This is a genomic window from Mycobacterium sp. NGS18 (genome assembly GCF_059813185.1).
On sequence record NZ_JCALEC010000021.1, the window covers coordinates 1 to 16,815 of the forward strand.

At 70.4% G+C, this 16,815-nt stretch carries 16 protein-coding genes and 1 pseudogene; 7 read left to right on the forward strand and 10 right to left on the reverse strand.

Annotated elements, in window-relative coordinates:
* A partial coding sequence (locus tag AC5Y31_RS21460) for a deaminase (protein WP_499982875.1) occupies nt 1-527 on the forward strand: 527 nt, incomplete at its 5' end.
* Here AC5Y31_RS21460 and AC5Y31_RS21465 read toward each other — a convergent pair.
* The gene (locus AC5Y31_RS21465; protein ID WP_499982876.1) at nt 449-916 is read right to left on the reverse strand and encodes a DUF1810 domain-containing protein; all 468 of its coding nucleotides are present in this window, start codon (nt 914-916) and stop codon (nt 449-451) included. The two genes, AC5Y31_RS21460 and AC5Y31_RS21465, sit on opposite strands and share 79 nt — an antisense overlap.
* A 26-nt stretch (nt 917-942) precedes the next feature.
* Here AC5Y31_RS21465 and AC5Y31_RS21470 point away from each other — a divergent pair, with 26 nt between their 5' ends.
* The 3 genes from AC5Y31_RS21470 (at nt 943) to AC5Y31_RS21480 (ending at nt 4,153) form a co-directional block, all read left to right on the forward strand.
* Complete coding sequence (locus AC5Y31_RS21470) at nt 943-2,172, forward strand: alpha-hydroxy acid oxidase (RefSeq protein WP_499982878.1); 1,230 nt, start codon at nt 943-945, stop codon at nt 2,170-2,172.
* A 49-nt stretch (nt 2,173-2,221) separates the two neighbouring features.
* Complete coding sequence (locus AC5Y31_RS21475) at nt 2,222-2,857, forward strand: endonuclease (RefSeq protein ID WP_499982880.1); 636 nt, start codon at nt 2,222-2,224, stop codon at nt 2,855-2,857.
* Between the two features lie 63 nt (nt 2,858-2,920).
* The gene (locus AC5Y31_RS21480; protein WP_499982882.1) at nt 2,921-4,153 is read left to right on the forward strand and encodes an NAD(P)/FAD-dependent oxidoreductase; all 1,233 of its coding nucleotides are present in this window, start codon (nt 2,921-2,923) and stop codon (nt 4,151-4,153) included.
* 9 nt (nt 4,154-4,162) lie between these two features.
* Here the strand turns inward: AC5Y31_RS21480 and AC5Y31_RS21485 are convergent, their stop codons facing one another.
* Nucleotides 4,163-5,641: an acetyl-CoA acetyltransferase gene (locus AC5Y31_RS21485; RefSeq protein ID WP_499982884.1), complete on the reverse strand. Its 1,479-nt coding sequence runs from the start codon at nt 5,639-5,641 to the stop codon at nt 4,163-4,165.
* Between the two features lie 10 nt (nt 5,642-5,651).
* Entirely contained in the window at nt 5,652-8,039 is a 2,388-nt protein-coding gene (locus AC5Y31_RS21490) for a CaiB/BaiF CoA-transferase family protein (RefSeq protein ID WP_499982886.1), read from the reverse strand.
* 57 nt (nt 8,040-8,096) lie between these two features.
* Here AC5Y31_RS21490 and AC5Y31_RS21495 point away from each other — a divergent pair, with 57 nt between their 5' ends.
* From AC5Y31_RS21495 to AC5Y31_RS21505, 3 genes are read left to right on the forward strand one after another with little or no spacing between them, the layout of a single operon-like run.
* Nucleotides 8,097-10,502, forward strand: a complete 2,406-nt coding sequence (locus tag AC5Y31_RS21495; protein WP_499982889.1) for a phosphoketolase family protein — start codon at nt 8,097-8,099, stop codon at nt 10,500-10,502.
* A gap of 5 nt (nt 10,503-10,507) precedes the next feature.
* Nucleotides 10,508-10,918 (forward strand): MmpS family transport accessory protein, encoded by a 411-nt coding sequence (locus AC5Y31_RS21500; protein ID WP_082966532.1) that lies wholly within the window; start codon nt 10,508-10,510, stop codon nt 10,916-10,918.
* 59 nt (nt 10,919-10,977) lie between these two features.
* A complete protein-coding gene (locus AC5Y31_RS21505; protein ID WP_499982892.1) occupies nt 10,978-11,745 on the forward strand; it encodes a CPBP family intramembrane glutamic endopeptidase in 768 nt (255 codons plus the stop codon).
* Nucleotides 11,746-11,758: 13 nt separating this feature from the next.
* Here the strand turns inward: AC5Y31_RS21505 and AC5Y31_RS21510 are convergent, their stop codons facing one another.
* The 7 genes and pseudogenes from AC5Y31_RS21510 to modA all read right to left on the reverse strand — a co-directional run bounded on the left by AC5Y31_RS21510 (nt 11,759) and on the right by modA (nt 16,807).
* Nucleotides 11,759-12,787: a zinc-binding alcohol dehydrogenase family protein gene (locus AC5Y31_RS21510; protein WP_499982893.1), complete on the reverse strand. Its 1,029-nt coding sequence runs from the start codon at nt 12,785-12,787 to the stop codon at nt 11,759-11,761.
* A gap of 34 nt (nt 12,788-12,821) precedes the next feature.
* Nucleotides 12,822-13,136 (reverse strand): GlsB/YeaQ/YmgE family stress response membrane protein, encoded by a 315-nt coding sequence (locus tag AC5Y31_RS21515; protein ID WP_499982896.1) that lies wholly within the window; start codon nt 13,134-13,136, stop codon nt 12,822-12,824.
* A 56-nt stretch (nt 13,137-13,192) separates the two neighbouring features.
* Entirely contained in the window at nt 13,193-14,104 is a 912-nt protein-coding gene (locus tag AC5Y31_RS21520; RefSeq protein WP_499982899.1) for an alanine and proline-rich secreted protein Apa, read from the reverse strand.
* A gap of 36 nt (nt 14,105-14,140) precedes the next feature.
* Nucleotides 14,141-14,491, reverse strand: a complete 351-nt coding sequence (locus AC5Y31_RS21525) for a TOBE domain-containing protein (protein WP_428844346.1) — start codon at nt 14,489-14,491, stop codon at nt 14,141-14,143.
* A gap of 315 nt (nt 14,492-14,806) precedes the next feature.
* Nucleotides 14,807-15,187, reverse strand: a pseudogene (locus AC5Y31_RS21530) (ATP-binding cassette domain-containing protein); the annotation flags it as partial.
* Between the two features lie 62 nt (nt 15,188-15,249).
* Entirely contained in the window at nt 15,250-16,038 is a 789-nt protein-coding gene (locus AC5Y31_RS21535; RefSeq protein WP_499982901.1) for an ABC transporter permease, read from the reverse strand.
* A gap of 4 nt (nt 16,039-16,042) precedes the next feature.
* The gene (gene modA / locus AC5Y31_RS21540; RefSeq protein WP_499982903.1) at nt 16,043-16,807 is read right to left on the reverse strand and encodes a molybdate ABC transporter substrate-binding protein; all 765 of its coding nucleotides are present in this window, start codon (nt 16,805-16,807) and stop codon (nt 16,043-16,045) included.
* Nucleotides 16,808-16,815 lie beyond the last annotated feature (8 nt).

A 16,815-nucleotide genomic window follows, 5' to 3' on the forward strand; every position in this document is an offset into this window, starting at 1 on the left:
ACCGTGAGTATCTGGCCCGCTGCGTGGAATTGGCGGGCGTGGCCCTGGAATGCGGCGACGATCCGTTCGGCTCGATGCTGGTCGGCGCCGACGGGACCGTGCTCTTCGAGGACCGCAACCGGGCCGGCGAGGGCGATCCCACCCGCCATCCCGAGTTCGCCATCGCTCAGTGGGCGGTGGCCCACCTGTCGCCGGACCGGCGTATCCGGTCCACCGTCTACACCTCCGGTGAGCACTGCGCGATGTGCGCGGCGGCCCACGCGTGGGTCGGATTGGGCCGGATCGTCTACGCGTCGTCGGCGGCCCAATTGACCGAGTGGCTGACCGAGCTGCACGCGCCGGCCGCGCCGGTGGCTCCGCTGCCGATCACCGCCGTCGCACCCAACCTGGTGGTCGACGGACCGGCACCGGAATTCGAAGAAGACTTGAAGGCGCTGTTTCGCGCCCGTTACCCGCGCCGCGGCGGCTCCGAGTCGGATCCGTCAAGTCGGTCCACGGTCACCGGATCCTCCGCTCCACCGAAATAGCGGTCCAGCACCGCGCGGAAGTCGCTGCAGTGTTCACCGGTGCAGGCCCGGGCGAACAACGTCATGCACGAGCGCAGTTTGAGGTCATCGGGCCGGCCCATAATCTCCTGGATCGATCGACCCCGCACTGCGTCGACCAGCTGCGCGCATTCATGCAGCCGCGGGCCGAGCAGCTCGTGATCCAGGTAGGCGCGGGCTTCCGCGAGCGACGCGATGCCGTAGCGCTGCGCCATCGCGCTGCTGCCCAGCCCGGCCAACTGCGGAAAGATGAACCACATCCAGTGGCTGCGCTTGCGGCCGTCCCGCAGCTCGGCGACCACGGTGTCGTAAACCGTTGCTTGCGCCTCGACGAAGCGCTGCAGTCTGAACGGATCGAGATGATTCGCCATGGGATCAACCGTGGCACAGTTCGAGGATGCAACGACGGTTTCCCCGCGTCCGTGATCTCGCGCCGCTGATCCGCTTCCGCCGGCCCAGGCTCAATCGCACCGCGCAGCGCCTGGATGCCGCGCTGACCGTCGAAGATCTGCGCCGCATCGCCAAACGGCGCACCCCCAAGGCCGCCTTCGACTACACCGACGGTGCCGCCGAAGACGAAATCTCGCTCGAGCGGGCCCGACAAGCCTTCCGCGATGTCGAGTTTCATCCGGCGATCCTGCGCGATGTCTCAGCCGTCAACACCAGCCGCGAGGTCCTCGGGGCGCCGGTGGCATTGCCTTTCGCGATCGCACCCACCGGATTCACCCGGCTGATGCACACCGCAGGCGAGCTTGGCGGCGCCCGGGCCGCCGAGGCCGCCGGCATCCCCTTTTCGCTGTCGACCCTGGGCACCGCCTCGATCGAAGAGGTGGCGGCGGCCGCTCCCGAGGTCCGCCGCTGGTTTCAGCTCTACATGTGGCGCGACCGCGACCGGTCGATGGCGCTGCTGGGCCGCGCCGCCGCTGCCGGCTACGACACCCTGCTGGCAACGGTGGACTGCCCGGTCGCCGGGGCCCGACGCCGCGACACCCGCAACGGCATGACCATCCCCCCGGCGCTGACGCTGCGCACGGTGGCCGACGCCGCCGTCCACCCGGGCTGGTGGTTCGATCTGCTGACCACCGAGCCGCTGGCCTTCGCGTCCCTGGACCGGTGGTCGGGCACCGTCGCGCAGTACATGGACAGCATGTTCGACCCGAGTATGACCTTCGACGACCTGGCCTGGGTCAGGTCCCAGTGGCCGGGCCGGTTCGTCGTCAAAGGCATCCAGACCCTTGCCGACGCCCGCGCCGTGGTCGATCTCGGTGTCGACGGCATCGTGTTGTCCAATCACGGCGGCCGGCAGCTCGACCGGGCGCCGGTGCCGTTCGCACTGCTGCCGCAGGTAGCGCGCGAGGTCGGGACCGACACCGAGATTCTGCTGGATACCGGAATCATGTCCGGCGCCGATATTGTCGCGGCGATTGCCCTGGGCGCGCGCTGCACGTTGATCGGCCGGGCCTACCTGTACGGCCTGATGGCCGGCGGGCAGGCCGGGGTCCAGCGCGTCATCGACATCCTCGCCGAGCAGATCCGGCGCACCATGCGGCTGCTGGGGGTCAGCGAACTCGCGGAACTGTCGCCGCAGCACGTCACTCAACTGCAACGCCTGGTTCCGCTGCGCTAGCGGACCATGTCGGGTTTGCTGCCGCGACCACAGCGGGTATCCCTCGGCGGTGCAGAACGAGAAAGAACTGGTACGCCGGCTACTGCGGCGTGCGGGTAAGACCTATGCGCAGGAGGCCGGCATCCGGCTGCGTAATCAGCCGATGCCGCTGTTTCAGCTGCTGACCCTGTGCATGCTTGCCAGCAAGCCGATCGACGCCGCGATCGCGGCCCGGGCGGCGCATGAACTGTTCAAAAGCGGTCTGCGCACTCCGCACAAAGTCCTCGAGGCCGATCACCGCACCATGATCGAGGCGATGGGCCGCGCCCATTACCGCCGCTACGACGAGAGTTCGGCCACTCGGCTGGCCGAACTCGCCGAAGCCGTGCAGCAGGAATACCGCGGCGACCTGCGTCTGCTGGCCGAGCGCAGCGGCCGCCGTGCCGATGACGCCCTGAAGCTGCTCAAGGACTTCAAAGGCATCGGTGACACCGGCGCCAGCATCTTCCTTCGGGAAGTCCAAGACGTCTGGCCCTGGGCTCGGTCCACCTTCGACCACCTCGCGCTGGCCGCCGCTCGCGATCTCGGATTACCCGCTACTGCAAGCGAACTCGGCACCCTGTCGCATGGCCGCAATGCCGAGCTCGCGGCGGCGCTGGTGCGCTACTCCCTCGACGCCGACGTGCGCGAGCGGCTCGCCGATTGACCCTACACGCCGCCGTAATCGCCGGTAGGGTGGCCGATGACGTCGCGTAGAGCGGAGGATCTCGTGTCGGCATCAACCTCACTCGCGATCGTCGGCGGCGGCCTGGCCGGCGCCAAGGCCGCCGAAGCGTTGCGCGCCAAGAACTTCGACGGAACGATCGTGCTTCTCGCCGAGGAGCAGCAGCTTCCCTACGAGCGCCCGCCGCTGTCCAAGGAGTTCCTGGCCGGCAAGAAGACTCTCGGCGACTTCACCGTGCACCCGCAGGACTGGTACCGCGAGCACGACGTCGAGCTGCGGACAGGTGCTCGCGCGGTGAGCTTGGATCCGGCCGGTCACACCGTCGGACTGGCCGACGGCACCAGCCTGAGCTACGACAAGCTGCTGTTGGCCACGGGTTCGCGATCACGGCGGGTGCCGATCCCAGGCGCCGACGCCCGCGGGGTGCATTACCTTCGCACCGTCGATGACGCGGCCGCACTGGATTCCGCATTGGCCGCCGGTTCCTCCCTGGCGGTGGTGGGCGCCGGCTGGATCGGCATGGAGGTGGCCGCCAGTGCCCGGCAGCGCGGAGTCGACGTGACGGTGGTGGAGACCGCCGAACTGCCACTGTTGGCCAGCCTGGGCGCCGAGAACGGCGCCGTCTTCGCCGCCCTGCACCGCGAACATGGCGTCGACCTGCGCTTGGGATCGGCCGTCGCGGAGATCACCACGGCCGACGGTGCCGCCACCGGTCTGCGCCTGGGCGACGGCTCGCAGATCAGCTCGAGCGCTGTGCTGGTCGCCGTCGGCGCCCAGCCCAACATCGAATTGGCCCAACAGGCCGGCCTTGCCACCGGCGGCGGTGGTGTGCTGGTGGATGCCGGTTTGCGCAGCAGCGACCCCGACATCTACGCGGTCGGTGACATCGCGGCCGCACAGCATCCCCTGCTGGGGACCCGGATCCGCACCGAACACTGGGCGAACGCCCTCAAGCAGCCGGTGGTCGCGGCGGCCGGCATGCTCGGCGAGTCCGGCGAATACGCCGAGCTGCCTTACTTTTTCACCGACCAGTACGACCTCGGCATGGAATACGTCGGACACGCGCCCGAGTACGCCCGCGTGGTGTTCCGTGGCGACACCGACGGCCGCGAGTTCACCAGCTTCTGGCTCGGCGACGACAACCGGGTGCTGGCCGGGATGAACGTCAACATCTGGGAAGGCCTCGACGACATCAAAGCCCTGATCGCGGCGCAGAGGCCCGTCGACCCCGACCGGCTGGCCGATCCCGGGACACCGCTGGGTGACCTGTCCGCCTGAGTCTCGGCGCTAATGCAGCGTCGCGGTGCCGTCGTCGTGGAAACGCACGGCGGCTCCGGCGATGTCCTCGCGCACGCTTGCTTCGGCGGTGTCGGGGTCGCGGATCACCGCCAGACTGCGGGCGCCCTCGGACGTCCGGACCGCTACGAACACCTGCTGGGGCCGCCCGTCACGGTCGAACGGTGTCGTCCAGGACTCCACCGCACCGGTCCCCTGCCCGCTCACGATCGCCGGGCGGGTGGGTAGTGCATCGACGGCGGATTGCACGTCCTCCCAACGGAAACCGCGTTCGGGCGGCTCGGTCCCGTACACCCCGAAGCTGTGCTTGGTCAGGTAGCCGCCGTTGGCGCTGATCAAGCCGCGCCGGCCGGGGTTGGCGACCAGCAGCTCAGCCAGGGTGGCGATCGAATGCATCACGTAGTTGTTCCACGGCCCGCCCGCGAAGGTCAGGCCCCCGGTCACCGTCAGCGATCGATCGGGATCGTCGGTGGGCAAGCCGAGTTCGGCCGCGGCCACCTGAACCGCCGACGGGAAACACGAATACAGGTCCAGATAATCGATCTCGGCTATGACCTCGGCACCGGCCAGCTCCAGCGCCCGCGTGCCCGCGATCCGGATGGCCGGAGAGCGGTGCAGCTCAGCCCGTTCGGCGATCGCGTAGGTGTCGTGGGCATCGGTACCGGCCTGCGGGAAAACCCAGCGCTCCGAGGGGATCCCCAGCTCGCGGGCGGCCTGCACCGAAGTGAGCACCAGCGCGGCAGCCTGGTCGACCATATTGTTGGAGTTCATCAATTTGGTGTAGGGCCAGCTGATCATCCGGTTCTTCGGCCCGGGCTGGCAGATCTCGTCGGCACCGACGGGTTGGCGGATCCAAGCGTGCGGGTTGTCGACGGCGACCGCATTGAACCGCGACCACAGCTCACCGATGCGCCGGCGATGGGCGTCGACCGTCTCCCCCGAGGCGATACGCAACGCCTGCTCGAACAACGGGTAAACGTAAGCGGGCCGGTCCAAGCCGATGCGTTCCTCGGCCGGACCCGACATCGGCACGTCCTGGCCCTCGCATTCGGCCATCGGGACGGTTTCGTCCTGCCGGGTCCAGGCCAGTTTGCCGCCGGCGGCCCGCAGCCGGGTACGGGTGCGCCACATCTCGCCGCCGGCCAGCAACACCACGCCGGCGCGGCCGGTTTGGATATCCAGGCAGGCCCGGTTGACCAGCGACTGCGGCACATTGCCGCCCACCGGGCTGTAGCGGGTGGCCGGGTGATCGGCGCCGATTCGCTGGGAAAGCAGCAGACCCGGATCGCGGTAGCGCGCCGAGAACAGGTTGACCACGCGGATCGAGTCGACGGTGCGCAGCACCGAGTCATCGGCGGCCCGGCGCGCCGCGGCCGCCATCAGATCGACGGGTTCGACCGGGTCGGCGTGGCCGGGATGATTGATCTGGCCGTAGCCGATCAGCACCGGTGTCCGGGGGTCGACGGGCATGGGCGTAAGACTAACCGGGGGCGAACTGGTCGCCGGCGAACAGCACGCCGTCGGCGATCAACCGCTCGGTCTCGTCCTCGTCGAGGCCGAGCACACTGCCGCAGATCGCGCGGGTGTCCTGCCCGGGCAGCGGAGCGGGCCGTTGCCGGGCCGGCGGGATGTGACGGAACGGCGCAGGACCGGTTTCAGCGGGCAACGGGTGCTCGATCAGCGGATGGGTCATGTCGGCGAACACCGCGCGGTGGGCCAGTTGCGGATCTTCGGCGATGTCGGGCGGCCGGTTCATCGGAGCGGCCGCCACCCCGGCGGCCTGCAGCAGCTGCCCGACGTCGGCCGGTGTGCGCCCGGCGGTGTGCCGAGCCAGCTGCTCCACCAACTCCGCGCGGTGCGTGACGCGGGACGCACCGGCGCTGAAGCGGGGATCGGACGCCAATCCTGCGTCGCCGAAAGCCGCTGCGAGACTGCGCCACTCGCCGTCGGTACGGATCGAGATCACGCACCATTCGTCATCGCCGGAGCACGGGCAGACCAGGTCGACCGCGGTATCCGGTTGTACCGACGCTTCCGCGGCCCGTGCGACGTAGCAGCTGTCGAGCTGGTTGACGGCGGCCTCGGCCTGCGAGACGTGGACGTGGGCTCCGGCACCGCTGCGCCGGGCGGCGATCAGCGCGGCCAGCGCACCGATCGCGGTGACCCGTGCGACCACGTGGTCGGGGAAGACGGTGGTCGCGTCGTAGAACGGATGGCGTCCGGTATCCACTGCGCCTGCTGCGTCCGCCGGCGCTTTCCACAACGCGGTGACCCCGGTGGTGGCGCGCACCAGCGGGCCGTAGCCCATCCGGTCGCTCCACGGCCCGGTCTCCCCGAACGCGCTGCTCTCGGCCAGCACCACCCGCGGGTTGAGACCCCGCAGCGTGTCGTAGGAAATCCCAAGGGCGCCAAGTGTTCCCGGTTTGAAGTTGGCGAACACCGCATCAGCGGCGCCTACCAGGCGCCCGAAGATCTTCTTGCCGGCCGGGCTGCGCAGGTCCAGGCCGAAGCCCAAGTTGTTGCGGTGCGTCCAGGCGAACGACTCGCTCATCGCCGATCCGGCGCGGGTCTGCCGCAGGCCGTCGGGGTAGGCCGCGCTCTCTACCTTGATGACCTCGGCGCCCAGGTCGCCGAAGAGCCGGCTGGTTTCGCCGCCGGCCACGATGACCCCCAGGTCGACGATCCGGATTCCGTCGAACGGCCGGGAGCCGATCGCGGCGTCCGACGCGGGGCCGACCGTGGGGCGGGCTCGCCAGCCGGTGCTCATGTCCCCGGGAACCGGCGCCGGGGTCCGGAAGCCGGCTCGGTGATCATCGATCACGTAGTAGCCGGTCGGGATCAGCGCGGACAGCCCCGGGGCCAGTTCGGCCTCGGTCGCGGCCCCGGCCGCCGCGAAGTGCTCACCTGCCAGTACCTGCGCCGGTTCGCCTACCGCGGCGATCGGCACGCCGCGGGCTTGGCCGGCCGCGACCAGCGCGGCCATGTCCTGGTCGGCGAACAGCTTGCGGACCAGCACGCTGATCTGCGGCCAGACGGCGAACCGCTCACCGATCACGCCGAATCGGGGGTCGGCGTACTCGGCCGGCTCCCCCAGCCAGGACCACAGGGCACGCCACTGGCGCGGCGACATCACGCACAGCCGGACATAGCCGTCCCGGCACGAATAGATCGGGTAGGCGTCCTGGTTGCGGGGCCGCCCGCGCCAGCGGCTCGCCCCGCGCCGGGCCGCGGCGACCTGGCCCTGCGCACCGAATATCGGGTCGAGCACGGTGACCACCGCGTCGAAGCGGGAGAAATCGATGTAATCGCCGGTGCCGCACCGTAATCGGTTGAAGTAGGCGACCAGCACAGCCCAGGCGGCCTGGACCGCCGCGGTCGCCGAGGCGATTCCGTCCGGCGGCAGCACCGGCGTTCCGCTGGTGGGCCCGGAGCGCGACAGCGCGCCGGAGAGGCCGTAGAGCACCGCGTCGGTCGCCTGCCAGGGCGCCCGCGGCCCGCTGGTCCCGAAGTCGGTGACCGACATCGTCACCAGGTGACCGAACCGGTCGGCCAGCTCCGCACACGAGGGAAAGTCGGCGATGCGGCCCGGCCGGCCGCTGTCCACCACAATGTCGGCGGTGGCCGCCAGCTCGTCGAAGCGGTGGCGGTGCGCCTCGACGGCCGGATCCAGGGTGACGCTGCGCTTGTTGGCGTTGTGCAGGGCGAACGAGATGCTCAGGCCGCCCAGCAGCGGCGGAGCGGTGCGCGCCGGACTGCCGCCGGGCGGCTCCACTTTGAGCACGTCGGCGCCCAGGTCGGCGAGCAGCCGGGTGACCGCGTCAGCGTCACCACCGGCCAGATCAAGGACGCGAACCGATTCCAGCAGCACGTGGCCAGGGTAATGAACGGTTGCCGCGGTTCGGCTTCGACGCGGACAATCGCAGAGATGAGTGCAGAGACCACGACGCCGGCACCGGCCACGCTCTCCGACGACGAACTGGCACGCATCGACGCCTATTGGCGGGCCGCCAATTATCTGTCGGTGGGCCAGATCTATCTGCTGGACAACCCACTGTTGACCGAGCCGCTGGCCGCCGAGCATGTCAAGCCGCGGCTACTGGGGCACTGGGGTACCACCCCCGGGCTGAATCTGGTCTACGCCCACCTCAACCGGATCATCCGCGACCGCGACGCCGACGTCATCTTCGTCACCGGCCCCGGCCACGGCGGCCCGGCGCTGGTCGCCAACGCCTACCTGGAAGGCACCTACAGCCAGGTGTACACCGGCATCGGGGAGAACGCCGACGGCCTGCGAAAATTGTTCCGGCAGTTCTCATTTCCCGGTGGGATACCCAGCCACGTCGCCGCCGAGACACCGGGTTCCATCCATGAGGGCGGCGAACTCGGCTACGCGCTGGTGCACGCGTTCGGGGCGGCCTTCGACAACCCCGACCTGGTGGTGGCCTGTGTCATCGGCGACGGCGAGGCCGAGACCGGGCCGCTGGCGGCCAGCTGGCATTCGAACAAGTTCCTCAACCCCGCCGTCGACGGCGCGGTACTGCCCATCCTGCACCTCAACGGCTACAAAATCGCCAATCCGACCGTGCTGGCCCGGATCCCACAATCAGAGTTGGAGGCGCTGCTGCGCGGTTACGGGTACCGGCCGATCACCGTCGCCGGCGACGACCCGGCCGTCGTGCACCGACTGCTCGCCGCCGCGCTCGACGATGCGTTCGACGACATCGCGACGATCCGGCGAACCGCGCGCGCCCACGACTCGACGATGCGGCCGGTATGGCCGATGATCGTGCTGCGCACACCCAAGGGCTGGACCGGCCCGGCGGTCGTGGACGGCAAACAGGTCGAGGGCAGCTGGCGGTCGCATCAGGTGCCGCTCGCGCAGACCCGCACCGACCCCGAGCACCGCAGACAGCTGGAGGAATGGCTGCGCAGCTACCGCCCGGCGGAACTGTTCGAGGAATCCGGCCGGCTGCGGCCCGAGCTGGCGGCACTGTCGCCGCGCGGCAACCGCCGGATGAGTGCCAATCCGCATGCCAACGGCGGGCTGCTGCTGCGCGACCTGGACCTGCCGGACTTCCGCGACTACGCCGTGCCGGTGCCCCGGCCGGCCACCGAGGTCCACGAGGCCACCCGGGTGCTAGGGGCGTTCCTGCGCGACGTCATCGACCGCAACCGCGACCGATTCCGGTTGATGGGTCCCGACGAAACGGCCTCCAATCGCCTCTCGGCGGTGTTCGAGACGACCGACCGGGTCTGGCTGTCGGCGACCGAGCCCGGCGATGACCACATCGCCCCCGAGGGCCGGGTGCTCGAGGTGCTGTCGGAACACCTGTGCCAGGGCTGGCTGGAGGGCTACCTGCTGACCGGCCGGCACGGGCTGTTCAACTGCTACGAGGCGTTCGTGCACATCGTCGACTCGATGTTCAACCAGCACGCGAAGTGGCTGGCCGTGAGCCGCGAGCTGCCGTGGCGACGGCCGATCGCCTCGCTGAACTATCTGCTGACCTCCCACGTCTGGCGCCAGGACCACAACGGGGCATCGCACCAGGACCCGGGCTTCATCGATCTGGTGGCCAACAAGCGCCCCGAGGTGGTGCGGGTCTACCTACCGCCGGACGGCAACACCCTGCTGTCGGTGGCCGACCATTGCCTGCGCAGCCGCAACTACGTCAACGTGATCGTCGCCGGCAAGCAGCCGGCGCTGGCCTACCTGGACATGGCCCAGGCGGTGGCGCACTGCACCCGGGGACTGGGCATCTGGGACTGGGCCGGCACCGCCACCGGTGAGCCGGACGTGGTGCTGGCCTGTGCCGGCGACGTCCCGACGCTGGAGACACTGGCTGCCGCCGACATCCTGCGTCGGGAGCTACCCACCCTTGCCGTTCGGGTGGTCAACGTGGTGGACATCATGCGGTTGCAGCCTGCGACCGAGCATCCACATGGCTTGCCGGACAACGAGTTCGACGCTCTGTTCACCCGCGACAAGCCGGTGATCTTCGCCTATCACGGCTACGCCTGGCTGATCCACCGGCTCACCTATCGGCGGACGAACCACGACCAGATGCACGTGCGCGGCTACCGAGAGCGCGGCACCACCACGACACCGTTCGACATGGTGATGCTCAACGACCTGGATCGCTTCCATCTGGTGATGGACGTCCTCGATCGGGTGCCGGGCCTGGGGGAACGTAGCGCGGTACTGCGCCAGCAGATGGCCGACGCCCGGCTGGCCGCCCGGCTCTACACCCGCGAGCACGGCGAGGACGATCCGCGCATCACCGACTGGACGTGGCGAACGGGGGTGGCCGGCACCGACGGCGAGATAAGGTGACGCCCATGACTGCTCACCCGTCACCGGTCCGGACGCCCCGCAAGGCGATGTCGCTGCTGAGCGGCGTCCTTCTGGCAGCGGCCGCCCTCGCCGGCGTCCCGTCGGCCGGCGCTACCCCGGACCACACCAAGGTGCCGGTGCGCTACGACCTGAGCGGCACCGGCGTCGCCGGGTATGTCACCTATCAGACCCAGAACGGTCAGGCGCACGCCACCAACGTCCCGCTGCCGTGGTCGATCCAGTTGACCGGCTCGATGACGAACGCGGCCAGCCCCGCCTCCTACTCGCTGAGCGCCCAGAGCGCCGGCCCGGGAGCGCTGAGCTGCACCGTCACCGTCAAGGGAAAGGTGGTCGCCCAGAACAGCGCGACCGGCAACCCGGCCCGGGTGCTGTGCGAGACCCACGGGCCCCGATAACACCGGCCGAATCCTTCGGGACGACACCGAGGCCGAGCCGCGGGTAGAATCCGGGACCAATGCCTGGCCACGATTTCGCGGCACCCGGGGGGCGGCATCCAGTGGTGTCCCAACTCTCGGCGCTGCACCAGTTTCGCGCCTTCGTCGACGTCGCCGTCGTCGTGGTGGTCTTGGCGCTGGCCAATCTGGTAGCGCATTTCACCACGCCCTGGGCGGCTGTCGCCACGGTCCCCGCCACCGCCGTCGGCCTGGTGGTTTTGGTCCGCTGCAACGGTCTGAGCTGGGTCGAGCTCGGCCTGGGCCGGGCGCATTGGAAATCCGGGGTCGGTTACGCCGCGGCCGCGGTGCTGGTGGTGGTGTCGGTGATCGTCGTCGGCGCCATGCTGCCCTGGACCCGGCCGATGTTCCTGAACAACCACTACGCCACCGTCTCCGGCGCTGTGGTGGCCTCGATGCTGGTCATCCCACTGCAGACCGTCATCCCCGAGGAGTTGGCGTTCCGCGGCGCGCTGCACGGTGCGTTGCATCGGGCCTGGGGTTTCCGCGGTGTCGCCGCGGCCGGCTCGCTGCTGTTCGGGTTGTGGCATGTCGCCACTTCGCTGGGGCTGACCAGCAGCAACGTCGGCTTCACCCGGCTGTTCGGGGGCGGGTTTCTGGGCATGGTGGCCGGCGTACTGCTGGCGGTGCTGGCCACCGGGGCGGCCGGTTTCGTGTTCAGCTGGCTCCGCCGGCGCAGCGGCAGCCTCATCGCCCCGATTGCGCTGCACTGGTCGCTCAACGGAGTCGGCGCGCTGGCCGCCGCCCTGGTGTGGCAGCTGTCGGCCTGAGCGGTTCAGCGCTTCACGCCAATAGCACCGCCGCACCGGCGATCCGCCCCGCCGCCAGATCTGCCAGCGCTCGGTCCGCTTCACCCAGCGGATACTCCGGCGTGGTCACCTCGATGTGGTGTTCGGCCGCGAAGGCGAGGAACTCGCGAGCGTCGGCGCGGGTGTTCGAGGTCACCGATCGGATCTGGCGTTCCCGGAACAGGTGGCGCTGGTAGTTCAGCGGCGGGATGTCGCTGAGGTGGATCCCGGCGATCGCGCAGGTGCCGCCGGCATCCAGAGCCTGGCAGACCGCCGGCACCAGGTCGCCGACCGGCGCGAACAGGATCGCGGAGTCCAGCGGCACCGGCGGCGGGTCGGTCGGCCCCTGCGCTGAGGCCGCACCCAACTCCAGCGCCAACTCCCGGGCGCGGAGGCCGCGGGTCATCACGTGCACTTCGGCGCCGCGGGCGAGCGCGACCTGCGCGGTGATGTGCGCGCTGCCGCCGAAGCCGTAGATTCCGAGCCGGCCGCCGGGCGGCAGGTCGGCACGTAGCAGCGAGCGGTAGCCGATGATGCCCGCGCACAGCAGCGGCGCCAATTCGCTGTCGCTGTAGCCGGCGGGCAGATGATGGGCGAACGCCGCAGGAACGGTTACGAATTCGGCGTAGCCGCCGTCGTCGTCCCAACCGGTGTAGCGCGACTGCGGGCAAAGGTTCTCATCGCCCCGGCGGCAGTAGCGGCAGGAACCACAGGTGTGGCGCAGCCAGGCGATTCCGACTCGGTCCCCCACAGCGAAGTCGTCGCCGGCTTCAGCGCCGACCTCGACGACCTCACCTACCACCTCGTGACCCGGCGTCACCTCGGGGCGGTGTACCGGTAGGTCACCTTCGACGACGTGCAGATCCGTGCGGCACACCCCGCAGGCGCGTACCGCCACAAGCAGTTCCGATGGTTGTGGCCGAGGCATGGCGGTGCTGACCCGGCGCAGTGGCGCGTCGGCGATGGGGCCGGGTCGCTGCACCCGCCAGGCCATCATGGTCATGCCGAAGTCCTGCGCGTCCATGACGACATTCTGCGCGCGGCGCCCGGCCGACCGGTCAGCGTTTACGCACCAGTCCGAGCAGCCACAGCAGCAGGATCGACCCCAGCGTCGCGGTGAACAGGGTGAACCACCAGCCGCCGGATGCGGTGTCGAAGGCGAAGCTCAGCAGGAACCCGCCGAGCAACGCGCCGCATATCCCGATGAATATGTTCACCAGGATGCCCGAGGCACCACCCCTGACGACTTTGCCGGCGATCCATCCGGCGATCGCGCCGATGATGATGTAACCGATCCAGCCGACACTGGTCAACGTCGTCGAACGTTCCGCGAGCAACCCCGTCGCCGCCAGGACACCCCATTGTGCGGTCATGCCGCCAGGTTAGCTGGTCGGGGGCCGCCAAGGCGGCGACTGCGACCGGCCGACGGTCATGCCGCAGGAGCGGCCGGCCCTGATCCGGACTCCGGAACACCCGCCGGCGGGGGCGCCTGAGCCGGGCCGCCGGGGACGGCACCGGGCGCCGGCTCAGCCGGGGCCGCGCCCAGTGGGCGGATGGACTCCGTCAGCGCCTTGGCCGCGCCCCGGTCCACCGGGTTGTTGGCGGTGCCCAGCCACACCACGAACCACCGCTCGGCCTGGGCGCCGGTGCCGCCGTCCGCCGGCGGGACGCCGATCACGCCGCTCCAGATCTGGCCGACCGGCTTGGCGGGGTCGGTGAACTTGACCTCGTAGTAGGAGGCGCTGCCGGTCAGATCACCCCCGGCCAGTGGGACGCTCTCCTGGTTGGCCCGAGTCCCGGGAAAGGGCAGGAAGAACTCGCCCATGTCCGATCCGAGTCGGGTGGCGGCCTTGGCGTTGTCGGTCTCGGCGCTGGCGTAGAGCCGCTGGTCCAGCTTGCCGAGCACGATCCGGGTGTCGTTGGCCACCGGCGCGGGCTGCCCGGGCAGCATCGGCTCGCCGGTCTTCTTGCTCAGCAGCGAGGAGCCGTATTCGAGGTGGCTGGTGTCGGATTGGACCCAGCCGGCCGGCAGGACGTAGCTGAATCCGCCGGCCACGTCATCGACCCTGCCCACCTCGGGTGCGCCCGGCTCGGCGACCGGCGGCGGGGCGTTCGAGTCGCCCGGCGGTGGCGTATTGGCGTCAGCCGGCGGCGTGTGGGCGTCCGCCGGTGGAGCGTCGGCACCTGCCGACGGCGACGGCGGCGGCGCTGGGACCGGGTCCGCGTAGGCCGGAGCCGCCAAGGCGAAGGCCAGCACACCGGCGGTCGCGGCGGCCCACGTCGTCGCGGCTACCGCACGAATGCCCCTGTGGGCCGTTGAGGTCACGTCCACCTGCTTCATGGCAGAAAAACTACCGCCTCCGCACCGGTACGCAAGTTAATCCACGCCGGGGTGTGTCGCGCGCAGCGTCACTTCCTGCGCCTTGACGCCGAACCAGACGACCTCACCCGGTGTCAGCCTCAGCTCGGCGGCGGCGTCGGCGGTGATGTCGGCGGCCAGTCCCGGCGCTCCGTCCGGCTGGTCGAGCCCGCGGACCTGGATCGCGCTGCCGCGGGCCTGCAGTTCGGCAACCGTGACCTCGACGAGGTTTCGCGGGCTGCCGTGCGCCGGAGGCTGCCGATACACCGCAACCGCTCGCGGTGTGCTGACTGCGACCGCCGGCCGGCCGGCGGCCAGGCCGTCATCGGCGGTTCCCTGCCACTGATCCCCCCACTGGGTGCGCAGCATGCCGTCGCTGTCGATCACCCCGGCCACCAGATTGAATCCGGCGATGCGCGCGCCGAATCGGCTGCGGGGCGCGGCGAGTACCTCGGCGGTACTGCCGATCTCCGCGACCCGGCCGGACTCGAGCACCAGGACCCGATCGGCCAGCCCGAACACGTCCAGCAGGTCGTGGGTGACCAGCACCGTGGTGCGGCGCCCGGTGGCGATGACGTCCCGCAATACGCTGCGCACCGCGGCCGCCGCGGCCACATCGAGCCCGGCCAGCGGTTCATCGAGCAGGAGTACCTCGGGTTCGGCGGCCAGGGCCCGGGCGATCGCCACCCGCTGCGCCTGTCCGCCGGAGAGCCGCCGCGGCCTGCGATCGGCCAGCTCCGCGGCATCCACTGCGCGCAGCCACGCGGTCGCCGCCGCCCGGCCGCGCTGGCGGCGGCCGAAGCGGCGCCGGCTGTGCGGGCCGAACGCCACGTTGGCCGCCACACTCAGGTGCGGGAACAGCAGCGGGTCCTGCAGCAACAGGCCGACCCGGCGGTCCTGGGTGGCGACGTGCACGCCGCCCGCGGTGTCGGTCAGCACCCGATCACCGACGCGCACCACACCCGTGTCGGGCCGCAGCAGCCCGGCAATTACGTGCAGCAGAGAGGATTTGCCGGCGCCGTTGGGCCCGAGCACGGCCAGCACCTCACCCGGCGCGACGGTCACCCGGACATCCAGGCCGCGCTCGGCCAGCACCGCGTGCAGCGTGAGCCCGTCCGCCATGGCGGTCACCAGACGCCGGCCAGCCGGCGAGCGCCCAGGCCCAGCACCACCACCGCGGCCACCGCCACCAACAGCAGCGACATCGCCGCCGCGGCGTCGGCGTCGGTCACCCGCTGCAGATAGATCGCCAGTGGCAGCGTCCGGGTGACGCCCTCGCGGGAGCCCGCGAACGTCAGCGTCGCGCCGAACTCGCCCAGCGACCGCGCGAACGCCAACACCGCACCCGAGATCAGGCCCGGTGTCAGCAGCGGCAACGTCACCCGCCACCACACGGTGCTCGGCCGGGCCCCCAGGGTGGCGGCCACCACCTCGTAGTCGGCGCCGGCGGTGCGGGCCGCGCCTTCCAGCGCGATCACCAGGAACGGCAGCGACACGAAGGTCTGCGCCAGCACCACCGCGGTGGTGGTGAACGCGATATGGATCCCGGCCGCCTCCAGGTGCCGTCCCAGCAGCCCGAGCCGCCCGAATGCGTACAGCAGCGCGATGCCGCCCACCACCGGAGGCAACACCAGCGGCAGCAGCGCCAGCGGGCGCAACAACCGCACCACCCGCGCCCGGCTGCGCGCCAGCACCAGCGCCATCGGCACGCCGAGCACGATGCAGAACGCGGTACTGGCCGCGGCGGTCTTGAGGCTGAGCAGCAGCGCCGTCATCGAGGACGGACTGGTGATCAGCGTCCAGAAATGCGGCCAGTCGACCCGGACCGCGATCGCCACCAGGGGCAGCACCACGAACGCAGCGCCGATCGCTGCGGGCACATAGACCCAGCCCGGCAGGTCGTTGGGCCGGTGCACCGGCTCAGGGCTTGCCGAAGCCGGCCGCGTGCAGGATCTTCTGCCCCGCCGCGCCGGTCACCAGGTCGACGAATTGTTTGGCCGGGCCGGGTTGCGCAGCGTCTTTGAGCACCCCGACCGGGTAGGTGTTGACCGCCCCGGCCGCCTCCGGAAACTCGACGGTGGCGACCTTCTCGCCGGCGTTGATCGCGTCGGTGCGGTAGACCACACCGGCGTCGGCCTGGCCGGTGGTGACCTTGTTGAGCACGTCGGTGACGTCGGGTTCCTCGCTGACCGGGTTCACCCGCACTCCGGTGGCATCCTCGACCTGGTGGGTCGCCGCCCCGCACGGTACCGGCGGTTGGCACATCACCACGGTCAGGCCGGGCGCGGCCAGATCGGCGAAGGACCGCACCGCGTGCGGGTTTTCGGGGGCGGTGACGATCACCAGCGTGTTGGTGGCGAACGGCACCGCCTCGCCGTCCAGCAGGCCGGGTTGGGCGACCTTGTCCATCTGGGCGGTGTTGGCCGAGGCGAACACGTCGGCGCGCGCACCCTGGGTCAGCTGGGTGGCCAGGTCCGAGGATCCGGCGAAGTTGAACTCCACGGCTACCCCGGGATGATCGGTTTTGAACTGCTCGGCGATCTCGGTGAACGCCGGGCGCAGTGACGCCGCCGCGAACACGGTGATCGACGGCGTGGCGGGGCCGGAGCTACACCCGGTCAGGCCTGTCAGTCCCGCCGCCAGCATGACCACTACCGCACCGGAGACCGCCCGGGTTCGCCACATGGCTCGCA